Source organism: Actinospineispora spinosispora DSM 44797 (assembly GCF_000429025.1).
Lineage (GTDB): Bacteria > Actinomycetota > Actinomycetes > Mycobacteriales > Pseudonocardiaceae > Pseudonocardia > Pseudonocardia spinosispora.
In genome coordinates this window covers 81,144-99,059 of the sequence record NZ_KE386834.1, presented here as the reverse complement: position 1 = coordinate 99,059, position 17,916 = coordinate 81,144, and the positions used below count along the sequence as shown (strand labels likewise).

Sequence of the window (17,916 nt, the reverse complement as noted above, 5' to 3'; positions counted from 1 at the left end):
GTTCAGCCCTCCGATCGGAGGTCGTCGCGGGTGACGGTGCGGTGCCGGATCAGCCAACCCGCCTCGGACCGGACCAGCTGGTCGCGCATCACGGTGCTGGTCCGGAGGGACGCGACGCCGTCGACGGTGTCGATGACCGGCACGTAGCTGGCGACCTGGACGACACCGTCGGAGATCGACTCGATCCGCACGTTCGAGACGAAGTGCCGCCGGGTGATTCCTTGCCCGTTCAGCCGGGCGATGGTGTCCACCGCAGCCGACTCCAGCGCCGCCCTGCCCACCACCGGATCGGGCATGCCGTTGGAGGTGAACACACCGTCCTCGGCGAAGGTGACGGCCCAGCTCGCGGCGTCACCGCCGTCGAGGACCTGCATCTGGGCCGCGTAGAACTGTTCGATCTGACAGTGCAGCGCGGCGCGGTCCACGCCGGCCTCGGAGATCACGATCTGGGTCATGACGGTTCCTCTCGCGGTTGCTCGGGTGCGGATCGGCCCTCGGTCTGCGCCAGGTCGTCCCGGCGGATGTGGCGGGACAGGACCAGCCAACCGCCCTCGGTCCTGGTGAGCAGGTCCGTGGCGACCGACGTCGAGTGGACGCGGCTGACGCCGTCGCCGCCGGTGGTGAGCAGGGTGGTGTAGAACCTGGACGACACGGTGCCGTCGGTGTTGCGGTCGAAGACGAACGTGCTGGTCTCATGACGGCGCTGAATCCCGGCGGCCGCGAAGTCGGCGTCCAGTGCGCGGACCTTCGGAGCGAACCGGGCCTTGCCGGTGATCGACGAGTCGTCGAGCAGGTTCGTCGCCAGGACGGCGTCCTCGGCGAAACCAGCCAGCCAGGACTCGGTGTCACCGTCGTCGCGACCGGCGAGATGGTCGGAGTAGAACGCTTTGAGCTCGTAGTACGTGGCCGCATCCAGGGCGCTCACGGGTACCTCTCCTCACGCATAGCAGGACAGTGGCCGGCCGCCGGCGAACTCGACCATCTCTCCGAACGCGCCGAGGACGTCGAGGTCGGCACCGAGCGGCAGGTCGGGACGGGTGAGCTCCAGGTAGGCACGATGCAGGTTGCCGACCAGCCGTTCCGGGTCGAGGAGCCCACCGAACTCGCCGTACCCGCTGCGCCCGGCGGTCCGTAACGGGGACAGGCCGTCCGCGACACCCTCGGCCGCCAGCTCCAGCACCCACCTCAGGTAGCTCGCCGTCTGCTCGAACACCTCGGGGCCGCTCACCGTGCCGTGCCCGCCGACGACGATGTCGGCGCCGAACCCACTCAGCCGGTCGAGTGCCGCGAGTGACCCTCGGATCGAGCCCATCAGGTTGAACGGCGTGCAGCCGGGTAGTACGACGTCCCCGGCGAACAGCACATTGGCGTCCGGAACCCACACCACGACATCACTCGTGGTGTGCGCGGGCCCGACGTGGTGCAGCTCGACCCTGCGCTCGCCCAGCTGCAGCGTCATCCGGCGGGAGAAGGTGACGGTGGGCAGCTCGAGAACCACGTCTCCCCAGGACACGTCGGGCCACAGACTCTGCAGTCCGAGCCCCGCCGCCGCCATCTCCGGTCCGGTCAGCTCGTGCGCGACGATCTGGGCCGGCGGGGTGAACACGCAGTTGCCGAACACGTGGTCACCATGGTGATGGGTGTTGATCACGGTGCGGATCGGACCCAGCCGCAGCCCTTCGACCGCGTCGCGCAACGCCTCGGCGCGGGCCACGGTGGCCGCGGTGTCCACCAGGACCACTCCGTCCGGGCCGACGATGACGCCCGCGTTGCTCAGACACCAGCCGCCGGGCAACTGCATGAACGCGTGTATTCCGTCCGCCACCTCGGTGAGCTCACCGAACGGGGCGCGCAACCTGGTGGTCACCCGGCCACCCGGTCCAGCTCGGCGAAGCGCACGGCGTGCTCCATCGTCGCCAAGCTGTTGGCGGCGAGCGCGGCGCGGACCCGCCGGGCGACCTCGGCGAGCGGGACGTCCGTGCCGAACAGCGCGGCCGCCGCCACCGGGTCGATCAGCGCGGTGTGCGTGGATTGGATCCGGCCGTCGGTGAACTCCCACCTGCCGCTGTGCCCGAGCAGCGGCGTGGGCAGCGTGATCTGTTTGTAGGCGATCGTCCGATCCGGCAGACCCACCCGCACCGACCGTGTGGTGTGCCGCGCGCCGTCCGGGGTGCGGGTCGCCATGGTCAGGTCCTGTGCGTTGCCGCCTCGCGTGCGCAGAGTGACCTCGGCGACGTGCGGCAACCGGGACGGCCACTGGTCGGCGGCCCAGATGAACTCGTGCGCCCGGTCGGCTGGGCCGGCCAGCTCGACCGTCTCGGTGAAGCTGACCAGCAGCGACGCGATGTCCCCCGGAAGGTCGGCGATGACCCGCAACGCCTCCAGCTCACGGGTGCCGTTGTGGTCGAGTTCGCGCAGGATCACCCGCTCCGCGTCCGGCTCGTCCGGCGACGGGTTGTAGTGGTGGCCGAGAACCACCCTGGTGCGACCGTCGCCGCGCGGTTCGCAGGTCCAGCTGCCGCCCATGAAGCCGAACAACGGGGTGTCGCGGTCCTGGGCGAAGGTGATCACACCCGCCTCGGCGTCGAAGGTGCGGCGAGAGGTCCAGGTGTTGACGTCCCCGTCGGCGGCGGTGGCCCAGATGTCGAACCGGTCACCGTGCTCGGTGCGCTCCAGCAGCCGGGTGTGCACGGTCGGGCTGAAGATGACCGGCCACAGTGATACGTCGGTGAGCAGCGCGAACACGGCCGGAGCCGGCGCGTTCACGATGATGTCGTGTTCGGAGTGCAGCTGCGCGGGCGATACCCGGGCCGAGGCGAGCGCGGTGTTGACCCGGTCCAGCAGCAACCTCGGTGTGCGCAGGTCGGTGACCTCCTCGTCGGCGATGTGGACCCCCAGGTCCTGTTTGATCCGTGAGGCCATCTCCAGTAGCGCCAGCGAGTCGTAGCCGAGCGTGGCCAGCTCGGTGTCCAGGTGGCGTTCGTCGAGCTCCACTCCTTCGACGAGTCCGGCACAGTCGACCAGCATCGCGCGCAGGTCGTCGAACGTCATGGTCGCGATCATCGTGTTCTCCCTACCTCGTCAGGACTTGGTCAGGACCAGCGCGGAGTTGAATCCGCCCCGGCCGCGCGCCAGCACCACCACGACCCCGAGGCCCGCCGACCGGGGCTCGAGGACCAGATCGATCCGGTACTCCGCCGGCACCGAGCGGACGTTCGGCGTCGGCGGGATCACCTCGTCACGCATCGCCAGTAGCGCGGTCGCCACGTCCAGCGGTCCGCCGCCCGCGCACAGCCGGCCGCTGCCCGACTTGGGCGCTGTGACCGGGACCCCGGACGGCCCGAACACCTCGGCGAGGGCAGCTGCCTCCACCCGATCCAGGTCGGGGACTCCGGCCGAGTCGGCGAACACGGCGTCCACGTCACCGGGGGCCACTCCGGCATCGGCGAGCGCGAGCGTCAGAGCCCGCCCCAGGTTCGACGGCAGGCCGCTGTCCGGCGGCGGATCGAACGTCGAGGCGTGTCCCGCGATCCGCCCGTAGGACGACGCGCCACGCGCGTCGGCCGCGTCGGCACGCTCCACCACCAGGATCGCCCCGCCCTCCCCGGGGACGTACCCACGTGCCCCGGTGTCGAAGGGCAGGTACGCGGTGGCCGGGTCGCGGTCGGTACTCACCTGGCCGCTCGCGCAGTGCGACACCCAGCCCCACGGGTCGAAGGACGACTCGACCCCGCCGGTGATCATCAGTTTGGCGTCCCGGCGCAGGTTGCGTCGTGCCTGCCCGATCGCGTCGAGGCCGCCCGCCTGTTCCGCGACGAGGACCCCGCTCGGGCCGCGCATGCCGTTGCGGATGGAGATCTGCCCGGTGTTCGCCGCGTAGAACCAGGCGAACGACTCGTAGACGCTCACCCGGCCCGGGCCCTGTGTCCACAGCTTGTTGATCTCGGTGTGGGTGAACTCGAAACCGCCGGACCCGTTCGAGGTGACCACGCCCATCTCGAAGTCGGCGTAGCTGGCCGCACCGACTCCCGCGTCGGCGAGCGCCTGGTCGGCCGCGACCAGTGCCAGCCTGGTGACCCGGTCGGTCTGTGGGATCAGCCGGCTCGGCAGGTGGTCGGCCACCTCGAAGTCGGGGACCTGACCGGCCAGTTCGGCGGAGTAGCGGGCCGGATCGAAGCGTTCGAGCCGCCGAATCCCGGACTCACCGGCCAGTGTCGCCTTCCAGTACGCGTCCACACCGAGTCCGGTGGCGGCCAGCACTCCGATCCCGGTCACCACCGCGCAGCCGTCGAGCGTCATCGCGCACCGTCGAATCCGCGCAGCACCATCGCGCTCTGGAAACCGCCGAACCCGCTGCCGACCGTCAGCGCGGTGTCCACCGGGACGTCGCGTGCCTCGTTCGGCACGTAGTCGAGATCGCAGTCGGGGTCCGGTTCGTGCAGGTTGGCGGTGGGTGGCACGACATCGTGTTCGATGGCGAGCGCGCACGCCGCGATCTCGATCGAACCGATCGCACCGAGCGAGTGGCCGATCATCGACTTGATCGAGCTGATCGGCACGTGGTAGGCGTGCTCCCCCAGCGTCTCCTTGAACGCACCGGTCTCGTGGCGGTCGTTCTGCGCGGTACCCGAGCCGTGCGCATTGATGTAGTCGACCTGCTCGGGAGCGCACCGCGCATCGGACATCGCGTGCCGGATGGCCTCCGCCATCTCACGACCGTCCGGCTTCAGGCCGGTCATGTGGTAGCCGTTGCACCGGGTGGCGTAGCCACCGATCTCGGCGTAGACGTGCGCGCCGCGCGCCATCGCGTGCGCCCGCTCCTCCAGCACGAGCATCGCCGCGCCCTCGCCGAGCACGAACCCGTTGCGGGTCCGGTCGAACGGCCGGGACGCGTGCGCGGGGTCGTCGTTGCGTGGGCTGGTCGCCTTGATCGCGTCGAAACAGGCCACCGCGATGGGCGAGATGGGCGCATCCGTCGCACCGGCGATCATCACGTCCGCCGCTCCGTCGGCGATCAGCCCGAATGCCCGCCCGACCGAGTCCAGCCCCGCCGTGCACCCGGTCGAGACGACCGCCACCGGCCCCTGCGCACCTGCCTGCCACGCCACCTCGGCGGCGGTCGAGCTGGGTACGAAGTAGTCGTACATGTGCGGGGACAGATAGTCCGGGTCGACCAGCCACTCCCGGCCACTGTCCGACAGCACCAGGTACTCGCGCTCCAGGCTGGTGGTCGCGCCGACCGCGCTGCCGACGCTGACCCCCAGCCGGGTGGGCTCCAGGTCACCCTCGACCAGGCCGCTGTCGCTCAGACAGCCACGCGTGCACACGACGGCGAACTGCGCCGCCCGGTCCAGCCTGCGGATTTCGCGGGGGGTCAGCCCGGCGCCCGCAGCGTCGAAGTCGCACTCCGCCGCGATCCGGGAGCGGAACGGTGTCGGGTCGAAGGTGGAGATCGTCCGGGTCGCCGTGCGCCCCGACGTGAGCAGCTCCCAGAACTCCTTGGTGCCCGCTCCTCCCGGCGCGATCACCTCGATCCCGGTGATCACAACTCGTCGGTCCACGTGTGCTCCTCGAAGCCGTCGTATCCGGTGGGATGTCCTCACCTACGAGCCTTCGGCACCGGCCTCGAGCCACCCTCGAATACGTCTCGGACGAGGGCCCGGAACCGGTCAGGTCGCGAAACAGTTCTGAATGTTGTTTCAAATGTGGCCTGTGGCGACTTACCCTGATCGTGTGAGTACTGTCGCCCGTGCGAGTGAGCCGTGGAACGGTCCGCTGCGCGGCCGCATCGACAAGCGCCACGCGATCATGACGGCCGCGCGCACCGTGTTCCTGCGCGATGGCTACGCGGGCGCGACGATCGAGTCCGTCGCGGCCGAGGCCGGCGTGTCGAAGCAGACGATCTACAACCACCTCAGGGACAAGGAGATGCTCTTCGTCGCCGTGGTCGAGGACACCCTGCAACAGTCCAGCTCGGCGGCGCTCGCAGTCGTCGCGGCGTTCCCCGAACGGCCTGCCGAGTTCGAGCGGGAGCTGGTCGGTGTCGGCTGGCAGATGATCAAGAGCTTCATGGACGAGGACGCCATTGCGATCCGACGACTCCTACATGCCGAGGAACGCCGCCATCCGAGCCTGTTGACCGTGTGGCGCGCCTGGGGCCCCATCCGTTTCGTCGAGGCACTGTCGGACCGGTTCGCCCGGCTCGCCAGGAGCGGATATCTGGAGCTGGACGATCCGGACCGAGCCGCGCGCCAGTTCTTCTCACTGGTCACCTTCGACCCGTTCCTCCAGTCCTCACTGGGCTCCACCCCGGTCACCGATGCCGAGCTGGAGAAGACCATCCACGCCGCGATCGAGATGTTCCTGCGACGCTACGCACCACGCTGAGCGGGCTGGCCCACCAGCTCGACGCTCGACCACCGACCGCCGCCCACATCGTCAAGGTGCGGTGCCGCGGTCAGCACCGCCCGCTGCAGACGCTGCAGGCGGGGAGAAGGCTCGAGCCCGAGCTCGTCGACCATCGAGGCACGCAGCCGCCGGTAGATGTCCAGCGCACGAGTACGGCACCCGGACCGGTACAGCGCCAGCATGTACTGCGCGTACAGGTTCTCGTTGTAGCTGTGCTGCACGACCAGCGCCGCTAGTTCGCTCAGCGACTCCCGGTGCCGGCCGAGACGCAACTCCGCCTCGAGCCGGCACTCGACCATGGTCAGCCGGGACTGCTCCAGCCGGGCCGCCTCCGCCCGCAGCATCGGCCCGTGCTCGACGTCGCCCAGCGCACGGCCGCGCCACAGCGCCAGCGCCTCGCTGAACAGGTCGGTGGCCGCATCGTCGTCCGACGCTTCCAAGGCGTGCTGGCCGGCGCGCTCAAGACCCCGGTACTTCTCCAGGTCGAGCACGGTCCCCGGAAGGCACAGCTGGTAGCCGGTGCCACCGGTCCGCAGGACGTCCCTGGCCACCTCGGCCTGGGTGGTACCGAGGGCCTCGGCAAGCAACTTGCGGAGCTGGAGCACGTAGGTCTGCAACGTCGTCATGGCGCTTCTCGGCGGCCGTTCGTCCCAGAGCTCACGCAGCAGGGACGTGGTGGGCACGATGTCACCCTCGTTGAGAACCAATAGCGACAGGACTTGACGCGGCTTTCGTGCCGTCGGCACCGCCTGCCGGTCTCCGTGCTGAAGAACCAGCGACCCGAGCACCAGAGCATCCATCTGTACGACTCCCCTCAATCAACACTATTAGACGTTCGACCGGAACCCCCCGACGAAGCGACACGAATGAGTGTAAACAGACAGAGATAACAACCAGAGTGATGTCGGTCATAGCGAATTCAAGAACCAATAAAAGGATTCCATACAAGTCCACGATCCATCGTCAGCGGAATCTCAGGAATTGAACACAGGCCCCCTACCAGCCATGATGCCTACAGGATCGGCCACACTGAGAGTCTGTCGGCCGAACCGTCTCCGCAGCCGACCAGATTCAGTGCACCGTTATAGATAACTCGCTTATTATTCATTACTCGACAGACAACAGGTAGACACGTGACGGAAACTTTGGACTGGTGGTTCCACATAGCAAGGACGACCAGTCCTAAACGAGTAGAATTACCTTACCGCGCCCACCCGGAAAGAAATAGACGAAACAAGATAAACGGTAATGAATACTCGTTCCTGCTCGATCGGGGGGCGCCGAAAACAGCACAACGCGGCCGAGGCGGACGAACTCCGCCTCGGCCGCGTTGTGCGGCGATCACCTCATCGACGATGAGGACTAGTAGTTGCCGAGACCTCCGCAGACGTTGAGCGCCTGCGCGGTCACCGGCGCGGCATCGTCCCCGGCCAGGTACTCGACCATCGCGGCGACCTCGTCGGGTGTGCTGTACCTACCGAGCGGAATCTTGGCGTTGAACTTCCGCAGCACGTCGTCGTCCGTCTCGTGCCAGATCTCCGCGTAGTGCTCCCGGACCCGCTGGGCCATCGGGGTCTCCACGTAGCCGGGGCACACCGCGTTGACCGTGATCCCGGTCTTCGCCAGCTCGAGCCCGAGCGCCTTGGTGAATCCGACGACGCCGTGCTTGGACGCCGAGTAGGGCGCACCGAACACGACGCCCTGCTTACCTCCCGTCGAGGCAATGTTGATCAGCCGGCCGCGGTCATGCTCGAGCATCCCGCCGAGCGTGAGCACCCGCTTGGTCACCAGGAAGACACTGTTCAGGTTCGCGTTGAGCACGTCGAACCACAGGTCGTCGGCGAGCTGCGCGGTGACGCCACCACCACTGCGCCCCGCGTTGTTCACCAATACCTCGATCGGGCCGTAGCGAGCGGTCGCCGCGGTCACGAGCGTGTCGACCTGCGCCGGGTCGGTCACGTCGCAGGTCGCACCGTCCGCCTCGATGCCCTTGTCCCGCAGGTCTCTCGTGGTCCGTTCGAGCGCCTGCCCGTCCCGTCCGCAGAGGAACACCCGGTGCCCCCGCTCGCCGAGCCGAGCCGCTATGGCCAGCCCGATTCCACTCGTCGCACCGGTGATCAAGGTGGACCGTTCCGCGCTGGATCGCATGATTCCCTCCGCTGTTCGACCGTCGCTCCGCCGCCGATGTCACGGCCTTCGGCGAGCTCACCGTCGCAGCGGGCACTCGAACCTCACTCGAACCGCACCGTCGGCTCAGGGCAGCCGCACCACCTGCGCCGCGTAGTTCAGCCCCGCCCCGAATGCGATGAGCAGGGCAGGCTCGCCGGTGGACACCGCTCCACAGGCCAGCAACCGGTCCATCGCCAGCGGGATCGACGCCGCCGAGGTGTTGCCGCTGTGCACCACGTCCTCGGCGACGACGACCGAGTCCGGCAGCCCCAGCCGGGCCGCCAGCACCTCGATCATCCGCAGGTTCGCCTGGTGCGGGATGAACGCCGCGAGGTCGGACGGCGTGAGACCGGCAGCCGCGATCGCCCGCTTCGCCGCCGGCACGATCTGGGCGACGGCCCACCGGAAGACCCGTTTCCCGTCCATGATCATGTACGGCGCCGCCGACTCCGGGTCCGCCCGGAACGCCGACCACGAGTTGGTCATCCGCAGCGCGTCCAGGGTCGTGCCGTCGGCGCCGCGCACGGTCGGTCCGATCCCGGGCTCCTCGGACGGACCCACCACGACGGCACCCGCTCCGTCACCGAACAGGAACGCGATCGTCCGATCGACCGGGCTGACGATGTCGGTCATCCGTTCCGCACCGACGACCAGCACGTACTCGGCCTCACCCGCCGACACCATGTTCCCGGCGAGCCCGAGCGCATGGCAGAAACCGGCGCACGCGGCAGAGACATCGAACCCACCCGCCTCCGTCGCGCCGAGAGCGTGCGCGACCGAGATGGCCAGCGGCGGCGTCTGCACCGTGTTGGACATGCTCGCCACGATCACACAGCTCAACCGGGCCGCCTGGACTCCCGCGGCGGCCAGCGCCTTCCGCCCCGCGTCGGACCCCAGCCGACACAATGTCTCCTCATCGTCGGCGTGGAACCGGCTGACGATGCCGGACCGGGTCTCGATCCATTCCTCCGTCGAGTCGATTCGCGCGCAGACCTCACCGTTGGACACGGCACGCCGGGGCCGGCACACACCCAGCCCCACGATCGCGCTGCCGGTCGGCGTACCGCGTCCGATGCTGATCGCCACAGTCGTCCTCCGAGCCTCGGGTAGTTGCGCCCGACCGTGCCCGGACCCGGTCGAGCAGGTCTCGAAGCCGGCTCGAGGACATCACTCCAGCGCCCCTTGACCGGAGTTCGAGCACTCGCTGCCAGCGTTGTCCACAGCGCGGAACACGATCATGGTGCCGCTGAACCAGCAGCTGGAGAGACACATGACTCAGTTCACCCTGGCAGATCTCAGCACGACCGTGGAGGCCTGTGTCGGCGCCGGAGGCGGTACCGAACCGCTGACCGAGGCGAACCTGGACACCGCACTCGACGACCTCGGCTACGACTCGCTGTCGATCTACGAGTTCGTCACCACCCTGCAGGACAACCTGCACATCACCATCACCGACGACGAGATCGACTCACTGCGCACGCCGCGCTCGGTCGTCGACCTCGTGAACCAGCGACTCGCCCAGGCCGTCTGACCGGCAGTTCGATGAGGGGAACACGATGACCGCAATACTCCCGGCGACGCGCGCGTCGGACGCGGGCGAGCCCGAGTGGACGTTCTGCCCCGGCTGCCGGAGCATGCTGTTCCACAAGCGATGGGTGCGGAACCTGAAGGTCTGCCCGGAATGCGGGCGGCACGGCGCCGTCACCGCACCGGAGCGTCTCGACCAGTTGCTCGACCCCGGGTCTCTCGTGCCGCTGGACTGCGACGTCCGCGCGACCGACCCGTTGGGGTTCACCGACACGACGCCGTACCCGGCACGGCTGGCCGAAGCGCGGCGCGTCACCGGCCTCGCCGAGGCCGTCCTCGGCGGCCACGGCACCATCGAAGGACAGCCCGTCGCCGTGGCGTGCATGGACTTCCGCTTCCTCGGCGGCAGCCTGAGCGGCGCGGCGGGTGAGATCCTCACCGGGGTCGGCGAGCTGGCGCTGCGGCGGCGCATCCCGCTGCTGATCGTCGCGGCCTCGGGCGGTGCCCGGATGCAGGAGGGTGCACTGTCCCTGATGCAGATGGCCAAGACCAGCGCGATGCTCGCCCGTCTCGACGCCGCCGGGGTACTGAGCATCTCGCTCATCACCGATCCGACGTTCGGCGGGGTCGCGGCCTCGTTCGCCACCCTGTGCGACGTCCTCGTCGCCGAACCAGGCGCCCGGCTGGGTTTCGCGGGGAGACGAGTGATCGAACAGACCATCGGAGAGCGGCTGCCCGCCGACTTCCAGACCGCGGAGTTCCTGCTCGAACGAGGGTTCCTCGACTTCGTGGCGGCCCGCCGCGAACTGCGCCCGGAGCTGGCCGCGCTGCTGCGCGCCGGTCGGAGCAGCGGCCGCGACACAGCCCGCCGCGCACCGGTTCGGCTGCGTCCGCACACCGGCGACCCGGTCGTGCGCGATCCGGCGCTGGTGGACGGGCGCGACCCGGTCGTCGCGGTGCGGGGCGCGCGCCGGATCACCCGTCCGACCACGTTGGACTACGCGGCCCTGTTGCTCGACGGGTTCCGCGAACTGTTCGGCGACCGGGTCGGCGGCGACTGTGCGGCCGTGGTCGGTGGGGTCGGGCGGCTGCACGGCAGGCCGATCATGCTGATCGGTCATCAGAAGGGACACGACCCGGCTGAGCTCACCCGGCGCAACTTCGGGATGCCCAACCCCGCCGGCTACCGCAAGGCGGCACGGTTGATGCGGCTCGCGCAGAAGCTGGGCATCCCGGTCGTCACCCTGGTGGACACCCCTGGTGCCTACCCCGGCAGACACGCGGAGGAACAGGGGCAGGCGGTGGCGATCGCGGACAACCTGAAACTGATGGCCGCGTTGCGGGTGCCGATCGTCACGGTCGTGACCGGTGAGGGAGGCAGCGGCGGAGCGCTGGCGCTCGCTCTGGCCAACCGGGTGCTGATGTGGGAGGACGCGGTCTATTCGGTGATCAGCCCAGAGGGGTGCGCCGCGATCCTGTGGAACGACCCGGCCGCGTCGAAACAGGCGGCGGCCGCTTTGAAGCTGCAGGCCCGCGACCTGCTGGAGCTGGGGATCGTGGACGGCGTGATCCCCGAACCACCCGGCGGCGTCGACGGCGATCCGCTGCTGTCCGCCGAACGTCTCGGCGCGGTACTCACGGACTGCCTCGACGAGTTGTGCGGGCACAGCGGTGATCGGCTGAGCACCGACCGCCAGGCGAGGTTCGCCCGGTTCGGCGCCGGGTCGGTCAGTGTGCCGAGCGACATCGAGGAGGCATCGTGACCGGGATCATCGACCGCCACCAGCACGAGGCTTCCGAGGAGGGCACACCCGACCGGCGGCTCCTCGCCGAGGTCCGCGCCTCGGTCCTGGAGCTGATGACCCGGATGCCGACGCTCCCGAAGCGAGTCCGGGTGACCGCGCGCGAGGTCGCCGTCGAGGTCGAATGGCCGGAGACCGGGCGCACATCGGAATCGGACGCACCCGGCTGGCCCGTCCTGACCGCGTCGGCACTCGCCCAGCAGCCGAGCACCACCGGTCATCAGCTCACGGCGCCGACCGTGGGCACGTTCTACCGGTCTCCGGAACCGGGTGCCCAGCCGTTCGTCGAGGTCGGCGACACGGTCCGGGCAGGCGATCAGGTGGCCATCCTGGAGGCGATGAAACTCATGTTGCCGGTCGATTCCGACATCGCCGGCACGGTCGTCGCGATCATGAAGGACGACGGCGAGCCCGTCGAGTACGGCGAGCCGCTGATCGTCGTCGAACCGACCGACCCGGAATGACCGGGCCCGCCATGTTCCGGAAGATCCTGATCGCCAACCGGGGCGAGATCGCGGTTCGTGTCCTGCGCACCTGCCGTGAGCTGGGCATCCGCACCGTCGTATGCTATTCCACGCGCGACGCCGACAGCCGCGCGGTACAGCTGGCCGACGAGACCGTGCGAATCGGGCCGCCCAGGGCGAAGCTCAGCTACACGAACGCGGCGGCCGTCATCCAGGCTGCGCTGAACACCGGTGCCGACGCGGTGCACCCCGGCTACGGTTTCCTCTCCGAGGACCCGGACTTCGCCGAGGCCTGCGAGCTCAATGGGATCACCCTGATCGGCCCACCGGCCGACGTGATGGCCCAGCTCGGCAACAAGGTCACCGCCCGCGCATTGATGTCGTCGGCCGGGCTTCCGCTCCTGCCCGGCAGCACCGATCCGCTCGATCTCCCCGGGGTGACCCGCCTCGCGGCAGGGATCGGGTTCCCGTTGCTGATCAAGGCAGCGGCGGGTGGTGGTGGCCGCGGTATGGACGTGGCGTGGGACGCCGCGACGTTGCCGGAGGTGTTCCGCCGCACGCAAGCCACGGCCGCCACCCTGTTCGGCGACGGCCGCGTCTACGCGGAGCGCTACCTGGCCCGTGCTCGGCACGTGGAGGTCCAGGTTCTCGCCGACCAGCACGGCTCGGTGCTCCACCTGGGTGAACGCGACTGCAGCATGCAGCGCCGGCACCAGAAGCTCATCGAGGAGTCACCCGCGCCCGCTCTTCCCCGCGAGCTCGTCGAGCGGATGCGCCGGGCCGCTGTCGACGGCGCACGATCCGCCGGCTACCAGGGCGCCGGGACCTTCGAGTTCCTCGTCGACGAACGCGGCGAGTTCTATTTCATGGAGGTCAACTGCCGGATCCAGGTCGAGCATCCGGTCACCGAGATGGTCACCGGAATCGACCTGGTCGCCGAACAGATCCGGATCGCGTCAGGCGAGCCGCTGACACTCACGCAAGACGACATCGTGCTGCGCGGAGCCGCCATCGAGTGCCGGATCAACGCGGAGGACCCCGATCGGCGGTTCGCCCCCGCTCCGGGAACAATCACCGACCTCGCACTGCCGGGAGGACCGTTCGTGCGGGTGGACACGCATGTCGACGCGGGATATCAGGTACCGCCGGAGTACGACTCCCTGGTCGCCAAGGTCATCGTGTGGGCACCGGACCGGGATGGAGCCACCGCACGCATGCGCCGTGCGCTGGACGAGATCACCGTGACCGGTCCGGGTGTGCACACCACCACCCGTTTCCTCCACGAGCTGCTGACCTCTCCGGCGTGGCACAAGGTCACGCACGGAACGACGTACATCGACGACCTCACCGGATGAGCGGCGACCTCACCCGGGCTTGCGCCACACGAACGCGGCCGAGACGGGGTGGCCCCGGAAGCGTTCCCACTTGGGCTTCACCGCGAGCCAGCCCTCGTCGATCACGCCCTCGCGCATCTCCGTCAGCACCCAGCCTTCGGCGAGCCCGGCGGTGATCTGGGTGCTCAGCAGGTGGACGTGGGTGCTGATCGCCAGTGGCTCGCCGGTCGCGGAGGTGAAGTGGGTCGGCATGCCGGCGGTCATGATGAAGTGCGGGTGGAACGCCACCATCACGAACAGACCACCCGGCTCGGCGAGCCGGAACGCCTCGGCGTACAGCGGCGCGACGTCCGGGAGATGTTCGTCGATGAGCGACGCGATCGCCAGGTCGTAGGAGCCGGACGATAGGCCGGTGTCGGTGACGTCGGCCTCGGTCAGGGTCTGGTGCACGCCCTTGCGGCGCGACACGGCCAGCATCTCCGGGGTCAGGTCCACCCCGTCGATCAGCTCGACACCATGGTTGCGCAGCCACGCACCCGTCCGGCCGGTGCCGCAGCCCAGGTCGATCGCCCGGCGGACCGTGGTCCACGAGGGCTGTTCCAGACGGTCGAGCAACGCCAGGTCCATGACGTCCTCGACGGTCTGCTCGTACGTGGCGACCCACTGCCCGTACCCGGTCCGTACGTCGACCGTCCGGTAGTTGCGAGTGTCGAAGTCCGCGAACTGTGTCACCGGAAGATCGTAAACACCGACGACCCTCCACCGTCACTCAGTTTCGAGCCGCGCCCCGTCGCACCGGCCACATCTGGAGGCACTGTGCACATGCTCATGCTGCGTCGCACATGTCCGGACGTGTGCGACGCGACACGACCGTGTGCACAGTCACCTCACAAGCCTCCGGGCTCTGTGCGGCGTGTTTTCTGTGTGCGCCGGTCAGCCCTTGAGCAGGGCCCTGGCCATCACCATGCGCTGGATCTGGTTGGTGCCCTCGTAGATCTGGGTGATCTTGGCGTCGCGCATCATGCGCTCCACCGGGAAGTCCTTCGTGTAACCGGCGCCGCCGAACAGCTGGACCGCGTCCGTGGTGACCTCCATCGCGATGTCGGAGGCGTAGCACTTCGCCGCGCTCGCGTAGAAGGTCATGTCCTTGTCGCCGCGCTCGACCTTCGCCGCGGCCACGTAGACCATGTTCCTGGCGGCTTCGACCTTCATCGCCATGTCGGCGAGCATGAACTGGACGCCCTGGAACTCCGAGACCGACTTGCCGAACTGGCGGCGTTCCTTGACGTAGGCGACCGAGGCGTCCAACGCGCCCTGCGCCACCCCGACCGCCTGCGCGCCGATCGTCGGGCGGGTGTGGTCGAAGGTCTTCATCGCGGTCTTGAAGCCGGTGCCGGGCTGGCCGATGATCCGGTCGGCCGGGATCGTGCAGTCGGTGAAGTAGATCTCGCAGGTCGGCGAACCCTTGATGCCGAGCTTGCGTTCCTTGGCACCGACCTCGAAGCCGGGGTCGTCGGAGTGCACGACGAACGCGGAGACGCCGTTCGCGCCCTTCTCCGGGTCGGTCACCGCGAACACGGTGTACCAGGTCGACACCCCGGCGTTGGTGATCCAGGCCTTGCCACCGTTGAGGACCCAGTTGTCCCCGTCGAGGCGCGCCTTCGTCTTCATGGCGACGGCGTCGGAACCGGACTCCCGCTCGGACAGCGCGTAGGAGATCATCGCCTCGCCGCTGGCGATGGACGGCATGACCTGCTTCTTCAGATCTTCCGAACCGGAGATCAGCACCGGCATGCTGCCCAGCTTGTTGATGCCGGGCACGAGCGACGAGCTGACGCAGACCCGGGAGACCTCTTCGATCACGATGCAGCCCGCCACCGCGTCGGCGCCGTCGCCGCCGTACTCCTCGGGCAGGTGCACCGCGTGGAAGCCCGCCGCGGTGAGCGCCTTGCGCGCCTCCACCGGGTACCGGGCCTCTTCGTCGACATCCGCGGCATGCGGCGCGATCTCCTTCTCGGAGAGCGCTCGGACAGCCGCGCGCAGTTCCTGGTGCTCCTCGGCGAGCTGGAAAAGGTCGAAATCAGAGTTCACGAGCAGTGATGCTATAGGCACATATCCGTGACGAACAGGGACGACTCCCCTATGGATACGTGACGACCCCCGGGCAGCTTCACACGCTTGGGTTAGCCAAGCGTGTGACCGAGCTGGACTTTGGCTCGGTTGCCCGGGGGTCGGGTGACTGTCGGGGATTACCGGCACCGGACCGGTTACCACGTACCGTCAGGATTCTCGGTGCTAGCGGACAGCCACCTCACGAGTCCTAGAGCTATTCAACGCTGGACCACCTCCCTTCACGTGTAAGTCCACGCTACGTCGAGGTGGCCCTTCCCGGCAACGAGGTTTTGTGCGGCCCTCAGCTGGTGATCGATTTGCGCAGCGCCGCGTCCTTGGCCAGCACCATCTTCTCCAGCTCGGCCTGGTAGACCGACATCCGCGCGCGCAGGGCCGGTTCGGTGGCGCCGAGCATGCGGACCGCGAGCAGACCCGCGTTGCGCGCACCGCCGACGGAGACGCACGCGACCGGCACGCCGGCTGGCATCTGCACGATCGACAGCAGCGAGTCCAGCCCGTCCAGGTTCGCCAGCGGCACCGGCACGCCGATCACCGGCAGCGGTGTCGCGGACGCGACCATGCCCGGCAGGTGGGCCGCTCCGCCCGCGCCCGCGATGATCACCTGGATGCCTCGGACGGCGGCTTCGCCCGCGTAGTCCAGCATGCGGTGTGGCGTGCGGTGCGCGGAGACCACGGCGACCTCGTGCGGCACCTCGAACTCGGTCAACGCCTCGGCGGCCGCCGACATCACCGGCCAGTCCGAGTCGCTACCCATGATCACGCCCACCACGGGGCCGTCGCTCAGGTCCATTTGTCCGACGATAGCCACTGGGCGGTGGACAGCCACGCGGCGGCCGTCACCGCGCGTCGACGGGTCGGCTCCACCTCGTCACCGAGCGCGGTGACGTGACCGATCTTGCGTCCCGGCCGCTCGCCCTTGCCGTACAGGTGCACCTTGACGTCCGGGAAGCGGGCGAACAGGTGATGCGCGCGCTCGTCCATCGACATGTCCGGCGCGGGGTCACCGCCGAGGACGTTCGCCATGACGGTGACCGGCGCGGTCAGGCTCGTCGAGCCGAGCGGGTAGTCCAGGACCGCGCGCAGGTGCTGCTCGAACTGCGACGTGCGGGAACCCTCGATCGTCCAGTGCCCGGAGTTGTGCGGCCGCATGGCCAGCTCGTTGACCAGCAGACCCGATCCTGGTCCGTCGACCTCGAACAGCTCGACCGCGAGCAGCCCCACGACGTCGAGCTCGTTCGCGACCCGCAGCGCGAGGCTCTGCGCGGCCTCGGCGCGGTCCTGCGACAGCCCCGGCGCGGGCGCGATGACCTCGACGCAGATCCCGTTCTCCTGCACCGACTCGACGACCGGCCACGCGGCGCCCTGGCCGAACGGCGAGCGGGCGACGAGCGCGGCGAGCTCCCGGCGCATCCGTACCTTCTGCTCGACCATCAGCGACGTGCCCGCCGCCAGCGTCTCGGCGACCACGCGCTCCGCCTCGGCCAGGTCGTCGAGCATCCAGACGCCGCGCCCGTCGTAGCCGCCGCTGCGCGCCTTGAGCACCACCGGCCAGCCGTGTTCGGCGCCGAACGCCTCGACGTCGGCGACCGAGGCGACCGCGCGGTACGGCGGGCACGGCACGCCGAGGGCGGTCAGCCGGTCGCGCATGACCATCTTGTCCTGCGCGTGCGCCAGCGCGTGCGGAGCCGGGCGCAGCGGAACCCCGCCGGCGGCGGCGGCGGCCAGCGACGCGAGCGGCTCCATCGGCACCAGCTCGTGGTCGAACGTCACCACATCGCACCCGGCGAGGAAACGCGGCAACGCGTCCGCGTCGTCCGGCCTGCCGAGTACGACGTCGGGGCTGACCATCGCGGCGGGGTCGTCCGGGGAGACCGCCAGCACGCGCAACGACTGGCCGAGCGCCACGGCGGCCTGGTGCGTCATGCGCGCCAGCTGGCCTGCGCCGACCATTCCGACAACAGGGAGACGAGTACGGGGGTCCACGGGTTGAGGAGCCTAATCGGACCCGTTGGCATGCCCGTCCACCGCGCCACCTGGATGGGCAGGAAGTCAACCGCTGAAGGCAATCTTTTAGACTGG

The 17,916-nt window shown here is 69.1% G+C and carries 18 protein-coding genes; 5 read left to right on the top strand and 13 right to left on the bottom strand.

Translation table 11 applies throughout. The features are described 5' to 3' along the window. Nucleotides 1-2 precede the first annotated feature (2 nt). From G406_RS0129870 to G406_RS0129845, 6 genes are read right to left on the bottom strand one after another with little or no spacing between them, the layout of a single operon-like run. Nucleotides 3-455 carry a nuclear transport factor 2 family protein gene (locus G406_RS0129870; protein ID WP_051342883.1) on the bottom strand — a complete coding sequence of 151 codons (453 nt, stop codon included), beginning with the start codon at nt 453-455 and terminating at the stop codon, nt 3-5. Further along, complete coding sequence (locus G406_RS0129865) at nt 452-925, bottom strand: nuclear transport factor 2 family protein (protein WP_028936632.1); 474 nt, start codon at nt 923-925, stop codon at nt 452-454. Before G406_RS0129865 ends, G406_RS0129870 begins: the two co-directional genes overlap by 4 nt. 12 nt (nt 926-937) lie before the next feature. Beyond that, a complete protein-coding gene (locus G406_RS0129860) occupies nt 938-1,867 on the bottom strand; it encodes an MBL fold metallo-hydrolase (protein ID WP_028936631.1) in 930 nt (309 codons plus the stop codon). Further along, nucleotides 1,864-3,063, bottom strand: coding sequence for an SRPBCC family protein (locus tag G406_RS0129855; protein WP_051342882.1), 1,200 nt, complete (start codon nt 3,061-3,063; stop codon nt 1,864-1,866). The genes G406_RS0129860 and G406_RS0129855 overlap by 4 nt, the downstream gene beginning before the upstream one ends. An 18-nt stretch (nt 3,064-3,081) precedes the next feature. Further along, entirely contained in the window at nt 3,082-4,299 is a 1,218-nt protein-coding gene (locus G406_RS0129850; RefSeq protein ID WP_028936629.1) for a ketosynthase chain-length factor, read from the bottom strand. Beyond that, a complete protein-coding gene (locus G406_RS0129845; protein ID WP_028936628.1) occupies nt 4,296-5,561 on the bottom strand; it encodes a beta-ketoacyl-[acyl-carrier-protein] synthase family protein in 1,266 nt (421 codons plus the stop codon). The genes G406_RS0129850 and G406_RS0129845 overlap by 4 nt, the downstream gene beginning before the upstream one ends. Before the next feature lie 172 nt (nt 5,562-5,733). Here G406_RS0129845 and G406_RS50745 point away from each other — a divergent pair, with 172 nt between their 5' ends. Next, the gene (locus G406_RS50745; RefSeq protein ID WP_051342881.1) at nt 5,734-6,387 is read left to right on the top strand and encodes a TetR/AcrR family transcriptional regulator; all 654 of its coding nucleotides are present in this window, start codon (nt 5,734-5,736) and stop codon (nt 6,385-6,387) included. Here G406_RS50745 and G406_RS0129835 read toward each other — a convergent pair. From G406_RS0129835 to G406_RS0129825, 3 genes are all read right to left on the bottom strand, one after another. Beyond that, the gene (locus tag G406_RS0129835) at nt 6,372-7,208 is read right to left on the bottom strand and encodes an AfsR/SARP family transcriptional regulator (RefSeq protein ID WP_028936627.1); all 837 of its coding nucleotides are present in this window, start codon (nt 7,206-7,208) and stop codon (nt 6,372-6,374) included. The two genes, G406_RS50745 and G406_RS0129835, sit on opposite strands and share 16 nt — an antisense overlap. 562 nt (nt 7,209-7,770) lie before the next feature. Continuing rightward, nucleotides 7,771-8,556, bottom strand: coding sequence for an SDR family NAD(P)-dependent oxidoreductase (locus tag G406_RS0129830; RefSeq protein ID WP_028936626.1), 786 nt, complete (start codon nt 8,554-8,556; stop codon nt 7,771-7,773). A 105-nt stretch (nt 8,557-8,661) separates the two neighbouring features. After that, nucleotides 8,662-9,663 carry a beta-ketoacyl-ACP synthase 3 gene (locus G406_RS0129825; RefSeq protein ID WP_051342880.1) on the bottom strand — a complete coding sequence of 334 codons (1,002 nt, stop codon included), beginning with the start codon at nt 9,661-9,663 and terminating at the stop codon, nt 8,662-8,664. Between the two features lie 184 nt (nt 9,664-9,847). On the opposite strand from G406_RS0129825, the gene G406_RS0129820 reads away from it, so the two are divergent. From G406_RS0129820 to G406_RS0129805, 4 genes are read left to right on the top strand one after another with little or no spacing between them, the layout of a single operon-like run. Then, a complete protein-coding gene (locus tag G406_RS0129820; protein ID WP_028936624.1) occupies nt 9,848-10,108 on the top strand; it encodes a phosphopantetheine-binding protein in 261 nt (86 codons plus the stop codon). A gap of 25 nt (nt 10,109-10,133) precedes the next feature. After that, the gene (locus G406_RS0129815) at nt 10,134-11,867 is read left to right on the top strand and encodes an acetyl-CoA carboxylase carboxyl transferase subunit (protein WP_028936623.1); all 1,734 of its coding nucleotides are present in this window, start codon (nt 10,134-10,136) and stop codon (nt 11,865-11,867) included. Next, entirely contained in the window at nt 11,864-12,370 is a 507-nt protein-coding gene (locus tag G406_RS50740; RefSeq protein ID WP_051342878.1) for an acetyl-CoA carboxylase biotin carboxyl carrier protein, read from the top strand. The genes G406_RS0129815 and G406_RS50740 overlap by 4 nt, the downstream gene beginning before the upstream one ends. An 11-nt stretch (nt 12,371-12,381) precedes the next feature. Further along, the gene (locus G406_RS0129805) at nt 12,382-13,725 is read left to right on the top strand and encodes an acetyl-CoA carboxylase biotin carboxylase subunit (protein ID WP_028936622.1); all 1,344 of its coding nucleotides are present in this window, start codon (nt 12,382-12,384) and stop codon (nt 13,723-13,725) included. Between the two features lie 9 nt (nt 13,726-13,734). On the opposite strand, the gene G406_RS0129800 is transcribed toward G406_RS0129805, so the two are convergent. From G406_RS0129800 to G406_RS0129785, 4 genes are all read right to left on the bottom strand, one after another. Further along, complete coding sequence (locus tag G406_RS0129800) at nt 13,735-14,436, bottom strand: class I SAM-dependent DNA methyltransferase (RefSeq protein ID WP_028936621.1); 702 nt, start codon at nt 14,434-14,436, stop codon at nt 13,735-13,737. Between the two features lie 201 nt (nt 14,437-14,637). Beyond that, entirely contained in the window at nt 14,638-15,795 is a 1,158-nt protein-coding gene (locus tag G406_RS0129795; protein WP_028936620.1) for an acyl-CoA dehydrogenase family protein, read from the bottom strand. A gap of 322 nt (nt 15,796-16,117) precedes the next feature. Further along, nucleotides 16,118-16,627, bottom strand: a complete 510-nt coding sequence (gene purE, locus G406_RS0129790; protein ID WP_028936619.1) for a 5-(carboxyamino)imidazole ribonucleotide mutase — start codon at nt 16,625-16,627, stop codon at nt 16,118-16,120. Continuing rightward, entirely contained in the window at nt 16,618-17,820 is a 1,203-nt protein-coding gene (locus G406_RS0129785; RefSeq protein ID WP_028936618.1) for a 5-(carboxyamino)imidazole ribonucleotide synthase, read from the bottom strand. Before G406_RS0129785 ends, purE begins: the two co-directional genes overlap by 10 nt. Nucleotides 17,821-17,916 lie beyond the last annotated feature (96 nt).